This is a genomic window from Metabacillus malikii, assembly GCF_030813355.1.
Taxonomy (GTDB): Bacteria; Bacillota; Bacilli; order Bacillales; family Bacillaceae; genus Metabacillus; species Metabacillus malikii.
The window spans coordinates 127,487-148,514 of record NZ_JAUSUD010000008.1 but is presented as its reverse complement, the minus strand read 5'-3'; the positions used below and the strand labels follow the sequence as shown (position 1 = coordinate 148,514).

The 21,028-nt window shown below is 35.8% G+C and carries 18 protein-coding genes and 1 pseudogene; 7 read left to right on the top strand and 12 right to left on the bottom strand.

Features of this window, described 5'->3' with window-relative positions; translation table 11 throughout:
• Positions 1-453 precede the first annotated feature (453 nt).
• The 7 genes from J2S19_RS10160 to J2S19_RS10130 all read right to left on the bottom strand — a co-directional run bounded on the left by J2S19_RS10160 (position 454) and on the right by J2S19_RS10130 (position 7,549).
• Positions 454-1,032, bottom strand: a complete 579-nt coding sequence (locus tag J2S19_RS10160) for a hypothetical protein (protein ID WP_307341031.1) — start codon at positions 1,030-1,032, stop codon at positions 454-456.
• Positions 1,033-1,087: 55 nt separating this feature from the next.
• Positions 1,088-1,660 (bottom strand): TetR/AcrR family transcriptional regulator, encoded by a 573-nt coding sequence (locus tag J2S19_RS10155; protein ID WP_307341029.1) that lies wholly within the window; start codon positions 1,658-1,660, stop codon positions 1,088-1,090.
• A gap of 215 nt (positions 1,661-1,875) precedes the next feature.
• Positions 1,876-2,691, bottom strand: a complete 816-nt coding sequence (locus J2S19_RS10150) for an ABC transporter ATP-binding protein (protein ID WP_307341027.1) — start codon at positions 2,689-2,691, stop codon at positions 1,876-1,878.
• Complete coding sequence (locus tag J2S19_RS10145; protein WP_307341023.1) at positions 2,691-3,722, bottom strand: FecCD family ABC transporter permease; 1,032 nt, start codon at positions 3,720-3,722, stop codon at positions 2,691-2,693. Before J2S19_RS10145 ends, J2S19_RS10150 begins: the two co-directional genes overlap by 1 nt.
• Positions 3,719-4,753 (bottom strand): FecCD family ABC transporter permease, encoded by a 1,035-nt coding sequence (locus J2S19_RS10140; RefSeq protein ID WP_307341020.1) that lies wholly within the window; start codon positions 4,751-4,753, stop codon positions 3,719-3,721. Before J2S19_RS10140 ends, J2S19_RS10145 begins: the two co-directional genes overlap by 4 nt.
• A 1-nt stretch (position 4,754) precedes the next feature.
• Positions 4,755-5,828 (bottom strand): iron-siderophore ABC transporter substrate-binding protein, encoded by a 1,074-nt coding sequence (locus J2S19_RS10135; RefSeq protein ID WP_307341017.1) that lies wholly within the window; start codon positions 5,826-5,828, stop codon positions 4,755-4,757.
• Between the two features lie 521 nt (positions 5,829-6,349).
• A complete protein-coding gene (locus J2S19_RS10130; protein ID WP_307341011.1) occupies positions 6,350-7,549 on the bottom strand; it encodes an SEC-C metal-binding domain-containing protein in 1,200 nt (399 codons plus the stop codon).
• A gap of 652 nt (positions 7,550-8,201) precedes the next feature.
• On the opposite strand from J2S19_RS10130, the pseudogene J2S19_RS23785 reads away from it, so the two are divergent.
• The 3 genes and pseudogenes from J2S19_RS23785 to J2S19_RS10120 all read left to right on the top strand — a co-directional run.
• Positions 8,202-8,906 (top strand): annotated as a pseudogene (locus J2S19_RS23785) (glycoside hydrolase family 16 protein); the annotation flags it as partial.
• A 21-nt stretch (positions 8,907-8,927) separates the two neighbouring features.
• Positions 8,928-9,299: a carbohydrate-binding protein gene (locus J2S19_RS23780; RefSeq protein ID WP_442405743.1), complete on the top strand. Its 372-nt coding sequence runs from the start codon at positions 8,928-8,930 to the stop codon at positions 9,297-9,299.
• A 175-nt stretch (positions 9,300-9,474) separates the two neighbouring features.
• Positions 9,475-10,554 (top strand): LacI family DNA-binding transcriptional regulator, encoded by a 1,080-nt coding sequence (locus J2S19_RS10120; protein WP_307341008.1) that lies wholly within the window; start codon positions 9,475-9,477, stop codon positions 10,552-10,554.
• A gap of 130 nt (positions 10,555-10,684) precedes the next feature.
• On the opposite strand, the gene J2S19_RS23710 is transcribed toward J2S19_RS10120, so the two are convergent.
• Together J2S19_RS23710 and J2S19_RS10115 are read right to left on the bottom strand one after the other, a co-directional pair.
• Positions 10,685-10,912: a staygreen family protein gene (locus J2S19_RS23710; protein ID WP_370875117.1), complete on the bottom strand. Its 228-nt coding sequence runs from the start codon at positions 10,910-10,912 to the stop codon at positions 10,685-10,687.
• A 289-nt stretch (positions 10,913-11,201) separates the two neighbouring features.
• Positions 11,202-13,925, bottom strand: a complete 2,724-nt coding sequence (locus tag J2S19_RS10115) for a carbohydrate binding domain-containing protein (protein WP_307341006.1) — start codon at positions 13,923-13,925, stop codon at positions 11,202-11,204.
• A gap of 532 nt (positions 13,926-14,457) precedes the next feature.
• On the opposite strand from J2S19_RS10115, the gene J2S19_RS10110 reads away from it, so the two are divergent.
• A complete protein-coding gene (locus J2S19_RS10110) occupies positions 14,458-14,958 on the top strand; it encodes an LURP-one-related/scramblase family protein (RefSeq protein WP_307341003.1) in 501 nt (166 codons plus the stop codon).
• Positions 14,959-15,034: 76 nt separating this feature from the next.
• Here the strand turns inward: J2S19_RS10110 and J2S19_RS10105 are convergent, their stop codons facing one another.
• On the bottom strand, positions 15,035-15,895 hold the full coding sequence (locus J2S19_RS10105; protein ID WP_307341000.1) for a dimethylarginine dimethylaminohydrolase family protein: 861 nt from the start codon (positions 15,893-15,895) through the stop codon (positions 15,035-15,037).
• A 282-nt stretch (positions 15,896-16,177) separates the two neighbouring features.
• The gene (locus J2S19_RS10100) at positions 16,178-16,849 is read right to left on the bottom strand and encodes a hypothetical protein (RefSeq protein WP_307340997.1); all 672 of its coding nucleotides are present in this window, start codon (positions 16,847-16,849) and stop codon (positions 16,178-16,180) included.
• 180 nt (positions 16,850-17,029) lie between these two features.
• On the opposite strand from J2S19_RS10100, the gene J2S19_RS10095 reads away from it, so the two are divergent.
• Entirely contained in the window at positions 17,030-17,770 is a 741-nt protein-coding gene (locus tag J2S19_RS10095; RefSeq protein ID WP_307340994.1) for a hypothetical protein, read from the top strand.
• 38 nt (positions 17,771-17,808) lie between these two features.
• On the opposite strand, the gene J2S19_RS10090 is transcribed toward J2S19_RS10095, so the two are convergent.
• Positions 17,809-18,999, bottom strand: coding sequence for a coenzyme F420-0:L-glutamate ligase (locus J2S19_RS10090; RefSeq protein ID WP_307340991.1), 1,191 nt, complete (start codon positions 18,997-18,999; stop codon positions 17,809-17,811).
• Between the two features lie 128 nt (positions 19,000-19,127).
• Here J2S19_RS10090 and J2S19_RS10085 point away from each other — a divergent pair, with 128 nt between their 5' ends.
• Together J2S19_RS10085 and J2S19_RS10080 are read left to right on the top strand one after the other, a co-directional pair.
• Positions 19,128-20,006, top strand: coding sequence for a LysR family transcriptional regulator (locus J2S19_RS10085; RefSeq protein WP_307340988.1), 879 nt, complete (start codon positions 19,128-19,130; stop codon positions 20,004-20,006).
• Positions 20,007-20,061: 55 nt separating this feature from the next.
• Entirely contained in the window at positions 20,062-20,955 is an 894-nt protein-coding gene (locus J2S19_RS10080) for an EamA family transporter (protein ID WP_307340985.1), read from the top strand.
• Positions 20,956-21,028: the final 73 nt, after the last annotated feature.

Below are 21,028 nucleotides of genomic sequence, written 5' to 3'. Positions count from 1 at the left end.
TTATACATTCGTTTTTACAGGGTAGACGTTCTGGTTGACTTCCGCTACAGTACTCGCTTTCCGCGGGGTGGGTGCTGAGCCTGTCTAGCTACAGCGGCTACCCGTTAGCAAACTTCAGGTCACCTCCATACGATAAGTCATCATCGGTTCGCCATTCGGCTCATCGTGATTCCTTTATCTCAGTCGATGCCCCTCCAGTTTGTACGTCGATGGGCAAGCCGCCTCCACTTTTCGTACTCCTCAGCGTAAATGCCTGCGGGGTCTCACCCCTCCCACGCATCCCGCAGGAGTCTCTCAGGTCAGCTCCAATCAACCTTTACAGAATATGTAACATTGAACCTCTAAAAATAATGTTCGTATTTAGCTAGGTTGTTTTTTGTTTTGTCCCAGCCTCACTAGTATCCGCTATAAGATAATCATTCTTTTAAGTACATGTACATAAATTAATCGGGGTCACCAAAGACCATGGAAAAAGTTATATATCGGATTACCCTCCACATAGGAAGGCGCCCCAGGTTCACTCTGATCAATCGGATGTGTAAACCACCATACCATGCCAAAGAAAAGGAATATAGTAAGCAATATTAGTAATCTTGCTCCAAGACTTTTCATATGGTTTTTAAGTTGTTCCTTGATATATAAACCGATTAATGTAATGGATGCGAAAAACAAAATTACCCCTGCTGTTATTTCAAATAAGGAGCCTATATCCTTTGGCGGCTCACCTATTGTGATCGTGTTGGATAAAATTTCTCCAAAGATGTAAAACCATTGGGCAGCTGTCAGTGCAAATGTAATTCCGTTCTTTATGTAGGAGTCTTTTAACTGTGGCCAAAGTAACATAAAAACAAGTTGAATTGCTAGAATCGCCAAAAGTGTTAAACCTGCTAGCATTGGGTCAAACCAATCAGTTATTTGCTCTCGTCCATCTTTTGCAGCTACTGCAGTAAAGCCTATCCAAGCGATAAGAAAGGGAATACCTAAAAGAAACGAGAAAATAAAATTTTTTGGTATCTGTGTCTTGTTATCCATCTATATTCCTCCGATACTAAGTAAGTACTTACTTGCGTTCTCGTTAAATAAAATGCTAGGGTGTTAAGCCTCTAGCAAAAGTAGAGATACTTGTATTAAAAAATTCCTCTTCAGTGATACTTGTAATCTCTGCTTGATGTTTAACCGAAGATTGGAAATAACCAAAGTTTATCCAAATGAAAGTCAATGCTTGAGCTTCTAGATTTGTATCGATAATCTTTCCTTCTTCCTGCATCTTGGAGAAATATGTAATCAATGCCTCCTTAAGTTGCCTTGGTATTTTGATTATCTCTTTAGCGAAGTATTCTGCCATACTGGATTCCTGTAGGCTAATTAAGATTAGATCACTATTTTCCTTCAAAAATCTTTGGTACACTTTTGAAAAATGAAGTAAATCTTGTTCAAGAATCCCGGAAGTATGCTTTTCGAATATATTTGATAAAGCAGGGGCATACGAAGTTTGTTCGAAGGCAGCTTTAATCAAGCCTTCCTTATTTTGAAAGTGGCGAAATATTGTTACTTCATTTACTCCAGACTTATGTGCAATCGCCCGAGTTGTAGCTCCTTTAAACCCTTTTTCCTTAAATAACTCTATTGCCGCCTGTAAGATGGTAGCCTTTGTGTCCATTAGTGAGACTCCTTTGTATGTAAGTAATTACTTGCATACAAATTAACAAATATTCTATTATTTGTCAACTATGAAAAATTGAAGTTTAAGATAGGTGACTTTATATTAGTTCATTAATTACTGTCTTAATGGAAATTAGGTCTATATGAAATACACAGGCCATGGGAAGTAAAGTGAACACTTACCATGGCCTTGTGTTGAAACATTAGTCTTTATTAAGAATACATCTTTAATTTATTATGGTGTCGTCCAATTGGTACTACAAAGGGAGAGTCAGAAACAGGGTCATTTATTACGTTACAATGGAGTCCGAAAATATCTTCAATCAATGTACTTGTAATAATTTCTGATGGTTCTCCCTCAGCAATCAGTTTTCCATTTTGCAATGCAAAAATATGGTCTGCATAACGAGCTGACAGGTTGATATCATGAAGCACCATGACAATCGTTGTTCCGTATTTCCGGTTAAGGTCTGTGAGCATGTCGAGAATTTCAACTTGATAGGTAATATCTAAATAAGTTGTTGGTTCATCAAGAAACAGTATATCTGTTTTTTGTGCCAAAGCCATAGCAATCCATACACGCTGTCTTTGCCCACCTGAAAGCTCGTCAATATGCCGGTCGGCAAATTCTGTAATATTCATAATTTCCATTGCCTCTGCAACGGCTTTATAATCATTTTTTGTCCAGCCCTTTAAAAATGTTTGATGAGGGTATCTTCCTCGTCCAACTAAATCTGCAACGGTTATTCCCTCAGGGACGATCGGTGATTGAGGCAAGAGCCCTAATATACGAGACAATTGCTTCGGTGGTATTTTATGAATGGGCCTCCCTCCCAAGGTCACTTGTCCAGAAGTAGGTTTGATAAGTCTAGCCATTGTTTTAAGTAATGTAGATTTACCGCAACCATTCGAACCAATAATGATGCTTATTTTATTTCTTGGAATTGAAAGACTTACATCATGTAATATCGTTTTATTATCATATCCAGCACTGATTCTTTCAGCTTGTAAAGCATGAGTTGGTTTCATTATAAATCTCCCTTTCGATTCATTTGGATTAGCAAGTAAATCAAGTAAGGTGCTCCAAGAATACCTGTAATGACACCTACAGGGTATCTAGCAACGAATGCAAATTGTCCTACAAGATCTGATGCTAAAACTAAGATGACGCCAACAAGACCTGCTGGAATAATGCTTGAAATCCCAACACCAACTAATCTTTTTGCGATAGGTCCAGAAAGAAATGCAACAAATGCGATAGGTCCAGTTGCAGAGGTAGCTAACGCAATGATAAGTACCGAACTAATAATTAGCACAAGTCGTGTCTTATTAGTATCAACCCCTAGTGAAGTTGCTGTTTGCTCTCCAAGTTCTAGCATGTCTAATCGTTTCCCAAAAGCGATGATAATGGGTGTGAATAGTAGTACTGTAACGATTAGAGGATAAAGATTTTCCATTTTAGCACCGTTTAAACTGCCGCTGAGCCATCTCATGGCAGTAGGGATATCATGCTGCTGACCGATAAGTAATAAATAAGATATGACAGCATTTAGCATAGCTTGAATGCCAATTCCTATTAATATTAGTCGTCCAATTGAAAATGAATGACTTTTTGACAATAAAAAAATAACGATTACTGTAGCAAGTCCGCCAAAAATAGAGGCAATAGAAACAAAGGCATTACTTGCATGTAGAACGATAATACAGAAAACAGCAGCAGCGCTTGACCCCGCTGTTATTCCGATAACGTTTGGGTTTGCTAGGGGGTTACGAAGCATTGTTTGAAATATATGCCCAGCAACCCCAAAAGCAAATCCAGAAAAAACACCTGCCACCATTCTAGGGAAACGTATTGTCTCTACTGCAAAAGATGCACCTTTTACTTTCTCGCCTAGTAGAACTCTGATGACCTCTGAAACAGGATAAATCGTGTTTCCTAGCATAAGCATTGCAGAGCAAAGTACAAAAGCAATGGTTGCAAGTAAAGAAGTAACGAGGATAAAACGGCGACGTCTTTTTATTCTACCTATCATTATAAGATTCATAGATTCATTTATCATAACGCACGCATTTTCGCTTTCATAGTTATTAAGATTAAAATTGGTGCCCCAATAAAAGCTGTAACTACACCAACTTCAAGCTCGCCAGGACTCCCTAAAATCCGACCGAATACATCTGCTATTGTTAAAATAATGGCACCTGATAACGCAGACATTGGGATAATGTATCGTAAGTCAGGGCCGATGACGAGTCGAATCACATGTGTTGCTAATAAACCTATAAAGCCAATAGGACCTGCAAGTGCTGTAGCTGCACCGCACAATAGCACTCCTCCTAAGGCAGAAACAAGCCTAAGTGTTCCTGTACGTACACCTAATCCTTTAGCAGCCTCATCACCTAATGCTAATGCATTGAGTGCTGGAGCAGTGAACAATGCAATTAATATTCCAACAATAAGAAATGGAGTAAAAAGGGAGATAGAGTTCCAATCTCCTGCACCAACACTACCTACCTGCCAAAATCTAAATTGATCCATAACGTTAGAGCGAGGAATCATGATGGCCATTACGAGAGATGATAATGCAGCGCTCGTAGCAGCACCTGCTAAAACGAGTTTAAGGGGGGTGGCACCGCCACTCCCCATTGAACCAATTCCGAATACAATAATGGCAGTTATGATTGCTCCTGCTAAAGCAAGCCAAATGTATTCGTTAGCGGTACCTATATTAAAAAAGGATATTCCGCAAACGACAAATAGTGCTGCTCCTGTGTTAACTCCTAAAATGCTAGGGTCTGCAATAGGGTTACGTGTAACTGATTGCATGAGAGACCCCGAAATCCCTAACGCAGCACCACACATCAAACTAAAGGCAGTTCGAGCGATTCTTTGACGAACTACATTTGCTCCGTGGGATTGAACTTCAGGACGGAATAGGCCATCGATTAGTTCAGTCCATCCAACTATACGAGATCCAAAAGCAAGAGAAGCTATTATACATATACCGAGTAATACAATAGAAAGTATAAGAACTTTTATGAAGTTTTTCGGTAAAAGTAACTGCTTATTTTTTGAAACGGATGTATGATTCATCTTATTTTATTTTGCTTACAGCTTCTGAGAGTAACGTTAAGTACTCATCAATTGAATATTCAATCGAGAGTGGACTTGGAGTACCTGCAGCTGCAAGAGGAGTGTTATCTTCAATAATGACAATAGAACCTCTTTCTATTGCTGGAATCTTACCTAGTATTGGATCAGCTTGTAGAGCAGCTAGAGTATCTTTATGACCATACGATATCAAAATGTCAGCATCATTAAGCATATCTGCATTTTCAGCACTTACTTCTAGATAAAAATTATTTGGATCAGTGATTTGACTTGTAATGCTTTCTGGGTATTCCATTCCTAACTCAGAAAGGAATGCACCACGTGGATCGTCTGGTGTGTAGATATAGAACTTAGACAAATCATCGGCACTCATACTTACGAATGCAGCTTTTTTACCTTTAATTTCAGAGTGTTTACTCACTTTCTCTTCAATTAATTTCTCTGTATCGGCAATAAGTTGTTTACCTTCTTCTTCCATTCCCATAGCCATTGAATTGTATGTAACTTGTTCACGCCATGAAGCTACCCAAGGACTAGTTTGATAGGCAATAACTGGAGCGATTTCACTTAATGTATCATATTCTTCTTGAGTAATACCTGAATATGCAGCAAGAATGACATCTGGATTCGTATCAGCAACGGCTTCAAAATCTAAACCGTCAGTATCCTGGAAGATAGTTGGCGTTTCTGCACCAAGATCTTTTATCTTATCCGCAGTCCAAGGTAACATACCACTTTCATCTTGAACACCATAGTTAGCAGCTGAAAAACCTACAGGCACTACACCGAGTGAAAGAGCTACGTCATGATTTGACCATTGAATCGTAGCAACGCGTTCAGGTTTCTTTTCAATTGTTGTCTCTCCAAGTGCATGTTTAATCACGATTGGGTATTCAGTTGTTGTTCCATCAGACTTCGTTGTTTTCTTATTAGATTCTTCAGTCGAAGTTGTTTCAGACTTTGTACCTGTTTGTTCACTTGAACAACCAGCTAGAGCAATCATAAACATCACAAGCAGTAATGTTAAGAATAAAGGCATTTTTTGTTTTGTAATCATTATGTTTATCCTTCCTTATTTTAAGATTAATTGATAATAATTATCAATATCAATAATGTAAATCCTTTTTAGAAGGTTGTCAACAAGAGATTTCAAAACATTTAGTAAATTGGTTATATACTGGTGATTGATTCCCATTTTAATGATGATGCAAGGAAACTTCAAATTCATTATTCTAAATAAAAGGTATTTGTTATTTAACTCTAACAAGTACTAATGCATTTGAATCAAGAACTTAAGTTTTATTAATTTTCTAAGTGTAAAAGGTGAATAAGGCAGTTGTTTCAGAATGAAGGAAAAAGGCCTAGGAATGTGAGTGGAAATATTAAAGGAAGAAGGTGCAGATTAATTGAATGAGTTGGTGTGAAAAGAAATAGAGGCATAACCATTAGCATAAATAACAATAAACTCCTTGAAGAAAGTCATAGACCACGCTTACCTACTCTAGGATGCAGAGGTCTATGACAAATTCCAATGTTTAGGTCAGTACGGAAACTTATTCCGATTTAAAAGCAAGAACCCTACTTCCCACAGCATTTCTTGAATTTCTTCCCACTTCCACAAGGACAAGGTTCATTTCTCCCCACCTTAGAGCTAATAGGGAAATTAGGTGTTAGTAAGTGATTGATTCCAGAATTTTTGTTTAGCAGTTCTTCCCGTTTTTTATAGTGAGCTTCTCTATTATCAATTATATCTTTCCATGATTGTAACTCTGGATGTTCAATTCCATTTATGACACAATTCGCATATAGAGAATCCTCTAATGGTAGGAAGGAATGATCATATCCTTCTCCAATTAACGTTGCTATTTTTGGAATAGCGTCTGTCGACAATTGTAAACATAATGCCTCTGCAATTAATGTTTTTGCAGTAATGTCAGGTGCCTGGTCAAAAAGGTTTAATAGTGTTCTTATCGCATGTTCCGATTTAATATTTCCTAATATAATGATGGGTGAGTAGTAATTATCATTATTAAGTACATATGGAGCAACTTTTGTAATAACTTCATTAGAGCCAATCTTAATTAGTGCCTCTTCAATTTCCCCAAGTAAAATTTCCTCATTGCTACGTGGTAGAAGTTTAGATAAATCGTTAACTAATGCTTGTATGTTCATTTCACCAGCAGCGTAAACAGATAAGAGTCCCTTATAAGAGAAGTACTTTTTATTTATCTCTTGCTGAATAGCTCTCTCGACTTCATTTTGCTCTAGTCCATTCATTTTAATTAAAGTGTCAATAATTTGCTTCGATTTTCTAAAGAGAGATCCGTTATAAAATTTCTGTTCCTCCATCTCATTAATAACCGTAGAGAGTTTTTCCGTTAGTTCCTTGATCGAATAGTGACTTAACATGATAGAATTCATTAGGACTTCCTGCATGTTGTCATCAATATATGGTTTAATTTCTTCATAATATTCTTCAATTAATTCAGGATTACAATGATCCAATATTGATAAGTACCAGATAAGATTATCATCGTTCCTCTTAATGCAGTCTACTAGCATCTGCATTCCATTCGCTTGAATACGGTAGCCTTTTGCATAAGGGAGAATTGAATTTTTCATCATGTGTGGTACATTTTTATCGTTTGCTTTTAAAGTAAGTTCAAATGTCATATCATTACCTATTAATGCTTTATCTATCGCTTTAAGTACAAACTTCTGAACTATCAAATCATCACTTAAAATAAACGGGTGCAGTTTTTCCAAAAAGTTATTCAATTTAGCTATCCTTTCTCATTTCATTTATCATTATCATTCTATTCCTTACATTATTGTTGTCAACTGATAGCCTCCTCTTACTTTATTCCTTGATTTGAAGGTTAGTCGATTTAATTTTATCAATAGATTAAGCAGTATGACTCATTGACTTATTATCAAATTCAATTGGTGTTTTAAAAGGGAGGTGAGGCGGTCTTAGAATCCATTTGCAAAGAAAAAAGTACTAGGAAAATTAGGAGGATAGATGGTTGAAATTTTCAGAAATTTAGTTTAGTATCATCTTTGAAAGCGCTTTCTATTAATCGTCAATACAATTAATAACTTTTGTTATCTATCAACTTAGATAATGCAAAAATTTTTTCCACATTACTAACGCGCGTTAGTTATTGCACCAACCTAATAGATTAGAAACCTAGTGAGGCTGTTTTAAATCTTTTAGACATGTAAAAATCATAATATGCCTACGTCCTAACAATGGTAGAGTTCTGATTCATCGGGAAATTTGTATTCTTAGCTCGTGTACTCTGTATTTTTGTTTACTTTAGAAATGAGAAGAGTACTGAGTATACAAACATTTCAAGTATTTGCTACTACAAATGACAAATGAGGAGTGATTACAATTAAAAAATACCAATTGTTTAGAATTGTAATAATGACGCTAATAATGCTGTCGTTAACAGTGGTGAGCTATGCGCAAAATCCATTAACAGAGGAAGAAGTTTATCATCCATTCGAAGGTCATGATGGACAAAAATGGCAGATTTCTGATGGTTGGCGGAATGGTGATACTTTTTTTGGGTGTCATTGGAATAAAAATAGAGTTAATTTTAATCGTGGTATTATGGAATTGTCTCTTCGTGCAAATTATTCATACCCAGCACCATATAATTATGAGTGTGCAGAGTACGCGACGAATAATTTCTACGGATATGGGTTGTATGAAGTATCTATGAAACCAGCAAATGTACCGGGTGTAATTTCCTCTTTCTTTACGTATACAGGTCCATCATTTAATGGTGCGCCTTGGGATGAGATTGATATTGAATTTCTAGGAAATGACACGACAAAGGTTCAATTCAATTATTATACAAATGGTGTAGGAGGGAATGAAATACTTCATGATTTAGGATTTAATGCTGCTGATCGTTTTAATACGTATGCATTTGATTGGCAGAAAGACTATATTAGCTGGTATGTTAATGGAAACTTGGTAGCTACTGTTACAAATAACATTCCGAGTAACCCGAGTAAAATCATGATGAATATGTGGAATACGTACGGCATTGATGAATGGGCAGGAAGATATGGAGGAGGAGATGCGAACGCCTCCTATGAGTGGGTTCGATATACACCAAATGGTGGAAATTCAGCTCCTTCAATTGCTCCCGATTTTCAATTAAACGCGTGTGATTATACGGATTCAAGCGGGATAACATCTTGGAATTGTGGTGTAGGTACTTTTCACTCTGGTAACTGGATAAAGTTTGATAATGTTGATTTATCTACAGGTTATAATGCATTTGCTGTTAGCTATTCCTCGCCGCAAAGTGGTAGTTTTGATATAAGACTAGGTAGTCCAACTGGGCAAAGAATCGGATCGGTAAATTATAACGCAACTGGTGATTGGTCTAACTATCAATGGAGTGGTACCCCTTCATTAGATGTAAAGGCAAGGGGAACGCAGGATATATTCATTGTATCGACGAGTGGAGCAGCTAATTTAAAAGAATTTTGGTTTAAGAATGAATAGTGGATGAGTTTTGAAAAAGTAGTTACTTCATTCTCTTTATAAGATATAACGGGGGGTGTCCAAAAGGTTACTAAGACCTTGCGGGGCCTCTTTTTGATATAATGAATTAGGAGTATATTTCCAATTATATTTTTAATATAATAGAATACATATCATTAATTAGGTGGAGACTTTTATGCGCAGTGAGGACTTGGCTAAACTTCTAGGTTTATCTAGAAGTACAATATCAAGAGTGATTAATAATTATCCAGATATACCACAATCGACAAGAGAAAAGGTTTGGAAAGCTATTGAAGAATACAATTATGCTCCCAATGCATCAGCACGGAGGTTAGCTGGTGTAAAAAATAAAATGATTGCAATCATTTTATTAGATGTAAAGGATAATGAGGTTCTTCATCATGTAAAAGCAACGGATGATACATTGATACATAATAACCCGTTCTTTTCTCCTATCGTTAGTGCAGTAAGTGACCAAGCAAACAAAATGGATTACTATGTCCTTATCTCTATTGTTTATTCAAAAGAGGATTTAAAAAAAGTTCAAAGCCTTTTTTACCAAAAGATTATTGATGGAGCCATTTTTGTCGGTATGCAAGAAGCAGAAAATGAGATGATATTCCAACTCATTGAACAAAAATATTTCATTGCAATGATTGATACAAGTGAGGTTTATAACAAAAGTCACAATGCAATATATATTAATGCGGATAATTATGAGGGAAGTGTTAAGGCAGTATCGTACTTATTGGAACTGGGGCATACTTCTATCGGGATTATAACTGGAGATTTAAACAAATTATCTGCAAAGGAAAGGCTAGCAGGCTTTGAAGTTACGCTAATGAAACATAGAATAGAACTAACAAGAAATTTTATATATCATGGTGATTTTACAGAGAGTAGTGGATATGAAGGTGTAAAATATCTTTTAAGTGGGCCTAATCCTCCAACAGCTATTTTTGTATGTAATGATACAATGGTAGTTGGCGCATATAAAGCGATAAGTGAATTAGGATTACGTATCCCAGAAGACCTATCTATCATTGGATTTGATAATTCCTATTTTGCCTCTTATCTAAATCCACCACTAACAACAGTTGAAATCTCATTTTCCGATATAGCAAAAAGAGCAACAATATGCCTTATTGAGACAATTGAAAAGGAACAGCAACAAAGGCTTGTAGAAAAGGTAAATACCACCCTTATTGAAAGAGAGTCTTGTCTGGTAATTAACAGTACTGACGAGAAAAAATAGTATAAATGAAAAGAAATTATATGACCCCGAATAGGCTGTTCTATGACAAGTTATGACATATTGGGTTATTTTTAGTATAAATCATAAGGAATCATTATGCGAATAAATTGAAAATGAGCCTATTTACATACTAAAACAATTGAAGGCCCCAAACCTCCTGTCTTGCAAACTGGGGATAAGCATATATAAAACTAACAATGATAGGAGCCTCTTGTACATGAGGATATGCGTTTAAAAGTAACCTATCCGCATATTGAGTAGCTGTTAATTCAAGCGGTAACTTATGCCGAAAGATTTCAAAAGCGCGTTGCTGCTGCATTGTAGTTATATTGCCCTTAATCGATGTGTAAAGAAACATAAAAATACAAGAAACTTCCATTTTGTTTCCATTCACCTTATATCTCAACTCTCACTGAATTATTTTTATTCCGGGTATAATGACTTCCAATTGTTAAAAGTCTGCTTATGTAAAACACCTGACTTATTGACCACAAACATTCTATAATACTAGCTTAGTGGAATAAATGAGTATCTCTCATTATTAAAAGCACCAAATACAATTATAGATAAGTAAAGGTTAAGACATATTATTTTTTAATAAATAGATAACAGCACTATTCCTCAAAGGGGAATAGTGCTGTTCACAATTAAGCTAGTTTTTTCTTGCGTGCCTTAACAGCAAAAGCTGTACCTAATATGACTACTAGTAATCCTATAGCTAGTAGGTTAAATGTATTAGTAGCTGTGTTAGGTAGCTTTTGATTATCTCCAGAGTTCTCACCCTTTGTTAATTCAGACTCTTTATCAGTACCAGGCTTTTCAGAACCAGGTTTATTAGTATCTTGTTCATTAACAGTACCAGGCTTATCAGTATTAGGTTTATCTGTATTTGGCTCTTTGTCAGTACCAGGCTTATCATTATTAGGATCTGTAGTATCAGGTACATCCGGCCCGTCAGTATCAGGTGTACCATTATTTGGATCTTCTGTTACTTTTTTAATCACTACATTGTCAATAAATACATCCTGAATTTCTGCAGGCGTTAACCCATCAGCATCCTTCCCTAAAGCAAAACCAAATTTTGCTGCTGGATCTGTAGGTTCAGTCATTTGAAATTTGTAGGTAAATGTTTGGATTGTATCTGTTAACTCTGCAACTTGGTCAAAGTATCCTGTCCAGTTGTCATCTTCTTCACCATTATGTTGTAGTTGTACACGTAATGGTCGATTAACAGTAGATTTCGCATCAAAAGATACCTCATAAGTAGCATCTTTTTCGATAGAAATCCCTTGTTGGAATAATTGGATGTTCCAATCCTCAGTACCGATATCAGTAATAGCTGCTTTAGCTTGTCCCTCTTCGTTCACTGAAAAAGTTGCTTTACCAGGATTATATGCTTCTGCTCTCCAATCAGAAAGGCCATCAAAGATTCCATTTTTAACAAGATTATCTTTTACTTGCTCTAATGGTAGTCTCTTCAAGAATACATTATCAATATAAACATCACTTTGATTACCACCAATATTAAATTGAAGCTCAGAATTATTATCTGTTGCAGCATTCATCTTGAAGTCTAAAGTATATTCTTGTGTAGTTGCTGATAAATTAACTATTTCTTCATGTATGACTTCAGACTTTGAGTTCTTGATTGCTACCTGGATTTCTCTTTCGGCTTCAGCACTTGCATCAAAGGTTAGTTGATATGGTTTTCCATTTTCAAGGTTAAGTCCACTTTGAACCAATTGTACTGAATCCTTATTGTTGCCACCATTGTTAATTAATGCTTCGAATCTTCTTTCATTTACTGCACTTCCAATATATCTAGATGCATCTGCGGAATGGTCTGTTCTAAATTCCCAATAGCCCATTCTCTCAGTACCTTGGTCAAACGTACCGTTATAGATGTAGTTTCCTGTTGGAAGTGGGTCTCTAACAATTTTTGAAGGGTCAACAGGAGGTGCATCGGCAATTTTCACTAATTTTACCTCATCAAGTGAGATGTCACCATCATTCAGACCCATATTAAATTCATATCGAGCCTTAATATCAGTTTCGTCATTCATAGTAAATTCAAATGAATAATCTTCCCAAGATGTAGTCAGCATGAAAGGATCCTGACCAGCATAATCCTTCCAACTTCTATCTCCATCTGCACCTATTTTAACTTTCAAAGGTCTTTCAGTCTCTGCTTTTGCTTTAAAGGAAGCTTTATATTTAGCCCCTTTTGTAAGGTGTATTGGTGCTTGAAGCAACTGAACTCCATGTTCAACATTACCGCCTGATTGAATTTGTACATCCAATTCACCATTATTTGTTACAAGGTTAGCAACTGCGCCACCGTCTTTTGAGAATGTCCAATAGTCAGTATTTGGAACGCCTTCAACACCTTCTACAGATGGATCATCTATATCAAAACTACCATTATAGACGTAGTTACCATCCTCAAGAGGAGCTCTTACATCATCATTTTCTTCACTTATAGGCTTTTCACGTACTGGGTACTCATCCTTTTGATAGACTTTTACATAATCTACTGCCATTTGTTGAGGGAATACTGTCGTATCGTCCGGATTACCTGGCCAGCCCCCACCAACTGAAATGTTCATAATTAAGAAGAAATCTTGATCAAATGGTGCTGGGTAAGTATATTCATCTGCGTTAGAATCACTTTTAGTGAACCAGTCATTTGCAGTATGATATAAATTACCATCAACATACCATCTAATTTCTCCAGGCTCCCATTCTATGCTGTAAATATGGTAATCATCAGCAAATGATTGGCCTTCAGGTAAATAATAATGTCCTTGTCGTTGTTGATGTGGTTTACCGAAATGAATGGTTCCATGGATTGTATCAGGCTCATGACCTAAAAGCTCCATGATGTCAATTTCTCCACTTACTGGCCATGTGCCATAGAAAGGTTCATCCTCTGGCATCATCCAAATTGCAGGCCAAATCCCTTGCCCTGAAGGCATTTTTGCTTTTACTTCAACTTTTCCATAAGTCCATTTTTGTTTCCCTTTAGATATAAGTTTAGCAGAAGAGTAGTTATATGTTTTTCCATCTGCCTCTGTAATATCCTCTTTTCTAGCCTCAAGAATAAGGGACCCATCTTTAACAAAAGCATTATTTTCTGTATATGATTGGATTTCGCCATTATATCTACCATTTGTAGGAACATCATAGCTCCAGTTATCCATATTGATTTGGTCACCATCAAATTCATCTGAAAAAACCAATTTCCAATCTTTTGAAGATGTATTTGTATCAGTTGCTGAATTTTCAGCTGCAGAAACATTACTTTTAAATGGAAAACAAGAACTAAATAGAATGACAGCGATTACAAAATAAGCAATCCTTTTAAAATTCATGATTAACCTCCACTTTATTAGATTTAGTGTTCAAAGTCTGTTAGTTAAATCTAATCACCGCCTTTATCTAATTAAGGAAACCGATTTCCATAATGGGTGTAAATTATCTCGTACACTGCTTTAAATGATGTATAAAGTGTATACAGCGATGCTATTTTAATATGTTATCATTCTAGTTGTCTTTATATTTTCTTTATGTATGGAAATCGCTTTCATTTCCATGATTATAAAAGGTTATTTACACCTTTGTCAATAATATTTCGACAGAATCTACTATATTCTAGCATTTGTTAGTAAATTAGCAGTGATATTAAATTCATAGGATAGGAGAAAAAGATATTTTACTAGAGTAAGTTTTAAACTATTATTTGCAGATATAAATCAATCTAAGTGTAGTTTTTGTTCGTGTTTATACTTCTATTATATATTGTAGAATATAATATATAGTATTAATTAATTATTTATATATTTATGTTTATAAAAATAGACTATGGTAATAAGGATTATCTATATATTTTTTGGAGGGCACACGATGAAACAATTTTATATGAAGCAGAAGATATTTAGCCTTACTGGCAAATTTACAGTAAAAGACCAGGAGGGGAACGATGTCTATCTTGTAGACGGGAGTCTATTACGAATCCCAAAAACCTTTTCAATTAAGGATACAGCAGGAAGTGAAGTAGCCCTTATTACAAAGAAAATTTTTAGCTTTTTACCTAAATTTTTTATTGAGGTAAATGGTCACGAGTTATTAACGATAAAGAAGGAATTTACATTTTTCAAGGCACGCTACTCAATTGATGCGGCAGGTGTTGAAGTACAGGGGAATTGGTGGGATATGGACTTTAAAGTTTTGCAACACGGTGAGGTAGTTGGAAAGGTGAACAAGGAATGGTTTTCGTGGGGGGATAGTTACAAGGTTCAAATTGTTAAGGATGAAATGGAACAACTCATGATTGCACTCGTAGTTGCGATTGACTGTGTGAAGGCAGATCAAGCAGCTGCTGCCTCTGCTGGAGGGGCGACTTAAATGAGGTCTAGTATATAGAACACTGCACATAAAACTATATGCCAATAGATAAAAATTATCGGCATATAGTTTTTTCTTAGTTGGTCATCCTTAAAATCGGCAGTGTACAACAACGAAAAGACCCACCAGATTTAATAATTTCCGTAATATCTACTTCAATGACTTCAAAACCCCTGTTTCGAAGTTGTTCATTTACATGTTTGTTCACAGGTAAGCTAAGTATACGCTTATGGCCTATATTTAAAACATTTGTCCCTAATTGGAATTGCTCCTCTTCAGAAACCTCGATTAAATCGTATCGAGAGCCTAAAACATCTACTTCTTTCTTGTTTAGCGCATCAGGATAAATTAATGCTACGCCAGGTGATACAATATTAAATATACAATCAAGATGTAAATACTTCGCTTTAAAGGGGATCGTAATGATTTTGAAGTCTGTTAAAAGGCGTTGCAACTGTTCAGCAGCCCTTTGTGTAGTTCGTTCACTTAGCCCGACATATATGGTCTCTTTATCAATCATCACGTCTCCACCTTCAATTTGTTCTTCAACCAAATTGTAGTAAGAGATTTCTTCATCATCCAGCCATTGTTTTAGTACATTTTCCTCACCAGCGCGAATGTCAGTTGCCATTTTTGCTACAAAGACAGTTTGTCCAAGGGTAAAACCGATATCACGTGTAAAGACCTGTTCAGGATATTTTTTATGATATGGTAATAAAGTGACGTCGACCTCATTCTCTTTCAGAACCTTAACAAAGTTTTGATGCTGCTCAAGTGCTAGCTCAATATGAATCCCTTCATCTTTAAAATGTTCCTGTGTCTCATTAATAACGTCTCGAATTGTCATATACTGAGGCTGACAAAGGATTACACGTTTTAATACATCATATTCGCTCATGCAATATGTTTTAGCATCTGTCATTGAGTTATTTTTCATTGCTTTTCTCCTCCTATTATTACCTTCTAGGTTTTCCTGAAATGAGGGGAATATTACATGTATGTAAGAATTGATACAAGGTTGCTTTTAGGTATAAGGAATGTTGAGGTTCTCAATGGAGTTCATATTATCAACGGATAAGCAAGTAGGCTATTACCCTTATTTATTTCGTATCCAGTATTCTTACTAGGTAATAAAAAAACATTTACTTAGAAACAAACAAAAGAAAACCGCCCAATTTATAAGGCGGACTAATAAAAAATGATTCGTGATACATGCCAATTAAATGTTCATTGTTTTTTGGTCTACTTTATTGTTCGTTGTTTCCTTGGTTATTTTCCAGAGGGTTACTGCTAATAGGACACAACCAACTGCCACTAAGAATCCGTGTGCAACTCTGATGGGTTGATTGAAGAAAAATTGAGGAATATATAACAACATTCCAATTGAAAGTGGAATACCAGACCATTTCATATGGGCATAGGACTTCCATAGAGCAATAGCTACAAGAATCGATGATAGGGCAAGCAACAATAAACCTACTAGAAATAATATTAGACCAGTTCCAGAACGGACTACTTCAGCTTGACTCAATAAATCTGCTGATTGTTGATTGAAAGCCTCCTGGCCTATAGCTTGTAACCCAAATGTTTCTCCTCCATAAAATGGAAGGGTTAACCCGACTCCAATAATACAACTTATTAAGGCCCAGTATGTAAGTGTGCTTAAGTTAGACCTTAATAAGGAGCTATGAATACTGTATATTCCAAGTGGTAATAGGGTAAAGGCAAAAATCGCTAGTAAGTGAGCTAGTAGCCACTCATTTGAAGCAAAAGCTGAAGCACCTTGCAAAGTTTTCTCATCAGAGAAAGGACGTATTGCAGGATATAATACAAATAATATACCTGATATAGAAAGTGAAAAAACACCTAGGTGAGTTTGAGAGTTGGACATTCTTTTTCCTCCTTTTACTTTTGATTAAGGTGGGAAATAAAAAAGGTATATGTAAAATCACTTCTATTATAAAATTGGAATATTAAGAAATAAGGTATTATTTGTAAAATTAATGTTAAATCGAATATCATGTGGTGGTACCTTGTATCAAGAAGGGTAAACAAAATTGGAGGACTTAACATGGGAATTGTCCAACATTCAAAATTTCATCAATTCAAAAGTGCAATTGCTTCATTAGAGGAAGTGAATGAAAGGACACTGAAAAGCCAAACCTTTTTAATTGAAAAGGATGAAAAGAGGGGTATAGAAATTTATTATGCGCCGTTTGACTATATAAATAAACATGCAAAGGTTGTTATTGTTGGGATAACTCCAGGGTTTTATCAGATGAAACAAGCCTATGAAGCGGTGAGGGCAGCTAGTAGGGAAAAATCAGATGAGGAAATATTACAAGATGTAAAAAAACGAGCGAGTTTATCAGGTCCCTTAAGGAAGAATTTGACAACAATGTTAGATGAGCTACATTTACACAAATATTTTAAAATACAGTCAACGAATGAACTTTTTGGCGAAGCAAATGGCCTCGTCCATACAGTATCAGTCCTTTCCTATCCGGTTTTTTATAAGGGCAAGAATTACAATGGTACTACACCAGACATATTAAGGACCGATTTACTTAAGTATTATATTATAACGCAATTTGCCCAGGAAATAATGAACATAGAGAAGCCTCTTATTATTCCGCTAGGTATTAATGTTTCAAGAGTTCTATTCTCGCTTGCTGAGGACGGTTATCTTGACAAGGAACATATTGTGAGTGGGTTCCCACATCCATCTGGAGGAAATGGTCACCGTCATAAACAATTCGCTCAAAATAAGGAGGCAATGAAACGACAATTATATGAGCATTTTATTAAATAAAAAAGCCTCATTGTAGAGGCTTACTTTTAATCCTGTTATTATTTTGTATAGTTATCAAAATATCCTTGAATATAGATGAATGGAGTCCCTTTGTCACCACTACCTGACGTTAAGTCCGATAAAGAACCAATTAAATCTGTTAAGCGACGCGGAGTTGTTCCTTGTGCTTCCATTGCGCCTACTAAATCATCATTTTTGTTTTCAATATATTTAGATATTGCTTGCTTTAACTCCTCACCACGAAGATGTGAGAAATTGTTGTCCGCTAAATACTTTAACTTAACTTCATTTGGTGTACCATCAAGACCAACTGTATAAGCCGGAGAGACAACAGGGTCTGCTAGCTCCCAAATTTGACCGACTGGATCCTTGAACGCTCCGTCACCATATATCATCACTTCAATTGTTTTACCTGTCAATTCCTTCACTTTAGCTTGTATCCCATCAACAATTGGTTGACAGTTGTTTGGGAATAACTTTACACTTTCTTCAGTTGCTTTATTTGACCCAAGCAAACCGTAAGCTTCATTGAAGCCACTGCCGTTAACCGACTCTTTTAATAGATCATCAAGGCCATAAACAATTTCAGCACCATTATTTTTTAGAATACGTTTTGTTCTTGTACGAGTATGGATATCACAAGTTAACACATACTTCGTGTAATCTAAAATTGTCTTTGCGTTATTAGAAAAGATGACTTCACAAGATGCACCTTCTGCTTCAATTAATTCCTTATAATACTCAATATAGTCAACGCCAGTGAAAGGATGTGTAATATAGCCAAAATGACTACGAAATTCGCTCTCAGTTAGGACATCTGTCCATGGATTTACACCTTTCGCATCTAGTTCCTCAATATCAACAAGGTGATTTCCAACTTCATCAGAAGGGTAACTAAGCATTAATACAATACGCTTTACACCTTTTGCAATACCACGTAAGCAGTTAGAAAAGCGATTTCGGCTGAGGATAGGGAAAATAACACCAACCGTTTCATCACCAAATTTTGCATTTACATCTGTTGCAATATCATCAATTGTTGCGTAATTTCCTTGTGCACGAGCAACGATTGATTCTGTAATCGTTACAATATCTCGATTCTCAATAGAAAAGTTTCCTTTCTTTGCTGCTTGTAACACTGTATTTACAACGATTTCTTCTATATTATCACCATTGTTAATGATAGGTCCTCTAAGTCCGCGGACAACTGTTCCAACTACTCTTTCCACTATTATCGCTCCTCATATCGAGTTCATCTCTAATTATGTATTAATTTATTACTATATGTTTACTATACAGTTAATAAATGATATAAGTAAAATTAATATTAATAATACTAGATATAAGGAGTACTTATATGATTGGGAAGTTAGATTATTATCGGATCTTTCATGTTGTCAGTCGTAATAAAAGTTTTTCGAAAGCAGCCCAGGAACTATTTATGACACAGTCTGCTGTGAGTCAAGCTATAATTAAGCTGGAGAAAGAACTTGATATTCAGCTCTTTCACCGAACATCCAAAGGCGTTACCTTAACAAATGAAGGTAATTTATTAAATGAACATGTAAGTTCGGCATTAGGAATTATTGATATAGCTGAAGATAAAATTTTAGAATTTAAACAACTGAAAACAGGGGAATTACGAATCGGAGTAGGGGATACAATTTCCCGTTACTTTTTACTTCCCTATTTAGAGGATTTCCACTTCAGATATCCAGGGATAAAGTTAACTATTTTAAACGGTACAACAACTGAAATACTAACATTTATTAAATCAGGAAAAGCTGACCTAGGGATATGCAATTTACCAGTAAAGGAGGAACACCTCGAAGTCATTCCATGTAAGGAGATACAAGATATTTTTGTATGTGGAGATAAGTATAAACGAATAACTGAGATGCCGATTACATTTGATGAACTATTAAAAATGCCACTAATATTTCTTGAAAAAAAGTCAAATTCAAGAAGGTATGTTGAAGCGTTTTTACAAAAACAGGGATTTCAACTATCACCAGTATTTGAGTTAGGCTCTTATGACTTACTATTAGAATTCACGAAGATAAATTTAGGTATTTCATGTGTGATAAAAGAGTTTACAAGAGAATATTTAGAAAGAGGGGATTTATATGAAATTAATTTGGAGGAGCCCATACCAAAGCGGCAAATCGGGATATGTTATTTAAAAAGTGTTCCGTTATCACGAGGGGCAAAAAAGTTTATTGAACAAATGGAATGATTGGTGAGTTTATTGCAGTATTTTATATAAACTTAAGAATTGAAGAGGTGATGAGATGAAAAACACCTTACCCGCATTTTTTATATTATTTGCAGCGATATGTTGGGGAACAACAGGTACGACACAAGCACTAGCACCGGATACTGCACATCCAATAGCTGTTGGTGCAACTAGATTAGCTGTTGGTGGTAGCTTTTTATTAATAATGGTATTGTTAACAGGGAAACTAGACTTAAAGAATTGGCCAATAAAAACAACTTTAGTTGCCTCTATATGTATGGCCCTTTACCAGCCATTCTTTTTTTCGGCTGTGACTTTGACAGGAGTTGCAATTGGGACAGTTGTAGCAATTGGTAGTGCACCTATCTTATCTGGGGCAATTGAGTGGATTTTCCTTAAGAAGAGACCAACACAAATATGGTGGTATTCAACAAGCTTATCTATTCTTGGTTGTCTATTGCTATTTATTACTAAAGGGTCTGTACAAGCCGACCCATTCGGTGTACTAATGGCTATAGGTGCTGGACTAACATTTGCTTGTTATACAGTTGTTAGTAGAAGTTTAGTAGAACGTTATTCCTCTTTATCGGTTGTAGCCATTGTTTTTATTTTGAGTGCAATTTTCCTTGCTCCATTATTATTTATATTTGATATGTCATGGATTTTGAGTGTTAGTGGAGTGACGACGAGTCTTCATCTTGGTATTGTAGCTACCGGAGTTGCTTATCTCTTATTTGCAAAAGGGTTAGCAAAGGTTTCATCTTCTACCGCAGTGACCTTGGCATTAGCAGAACCGTTAACAGCTGCATTTTTAGGAGTCTTCTTCTTAGGCGAAAAGTTAACATCTACATCGTGGCTTGGGGTAATTCTCTTATTATGTGGAATTGGTATTTTAATTATGAAACCGCAAAAAAGTCAAAGTAGTAAACAAGTAGAAGAGGTTTTGTGATATTCAACGAGCAAGCAATAAGGAGGACTTCTTTCTCTGTTCAAAAACAACTTTATTGATTAATAGAAATATA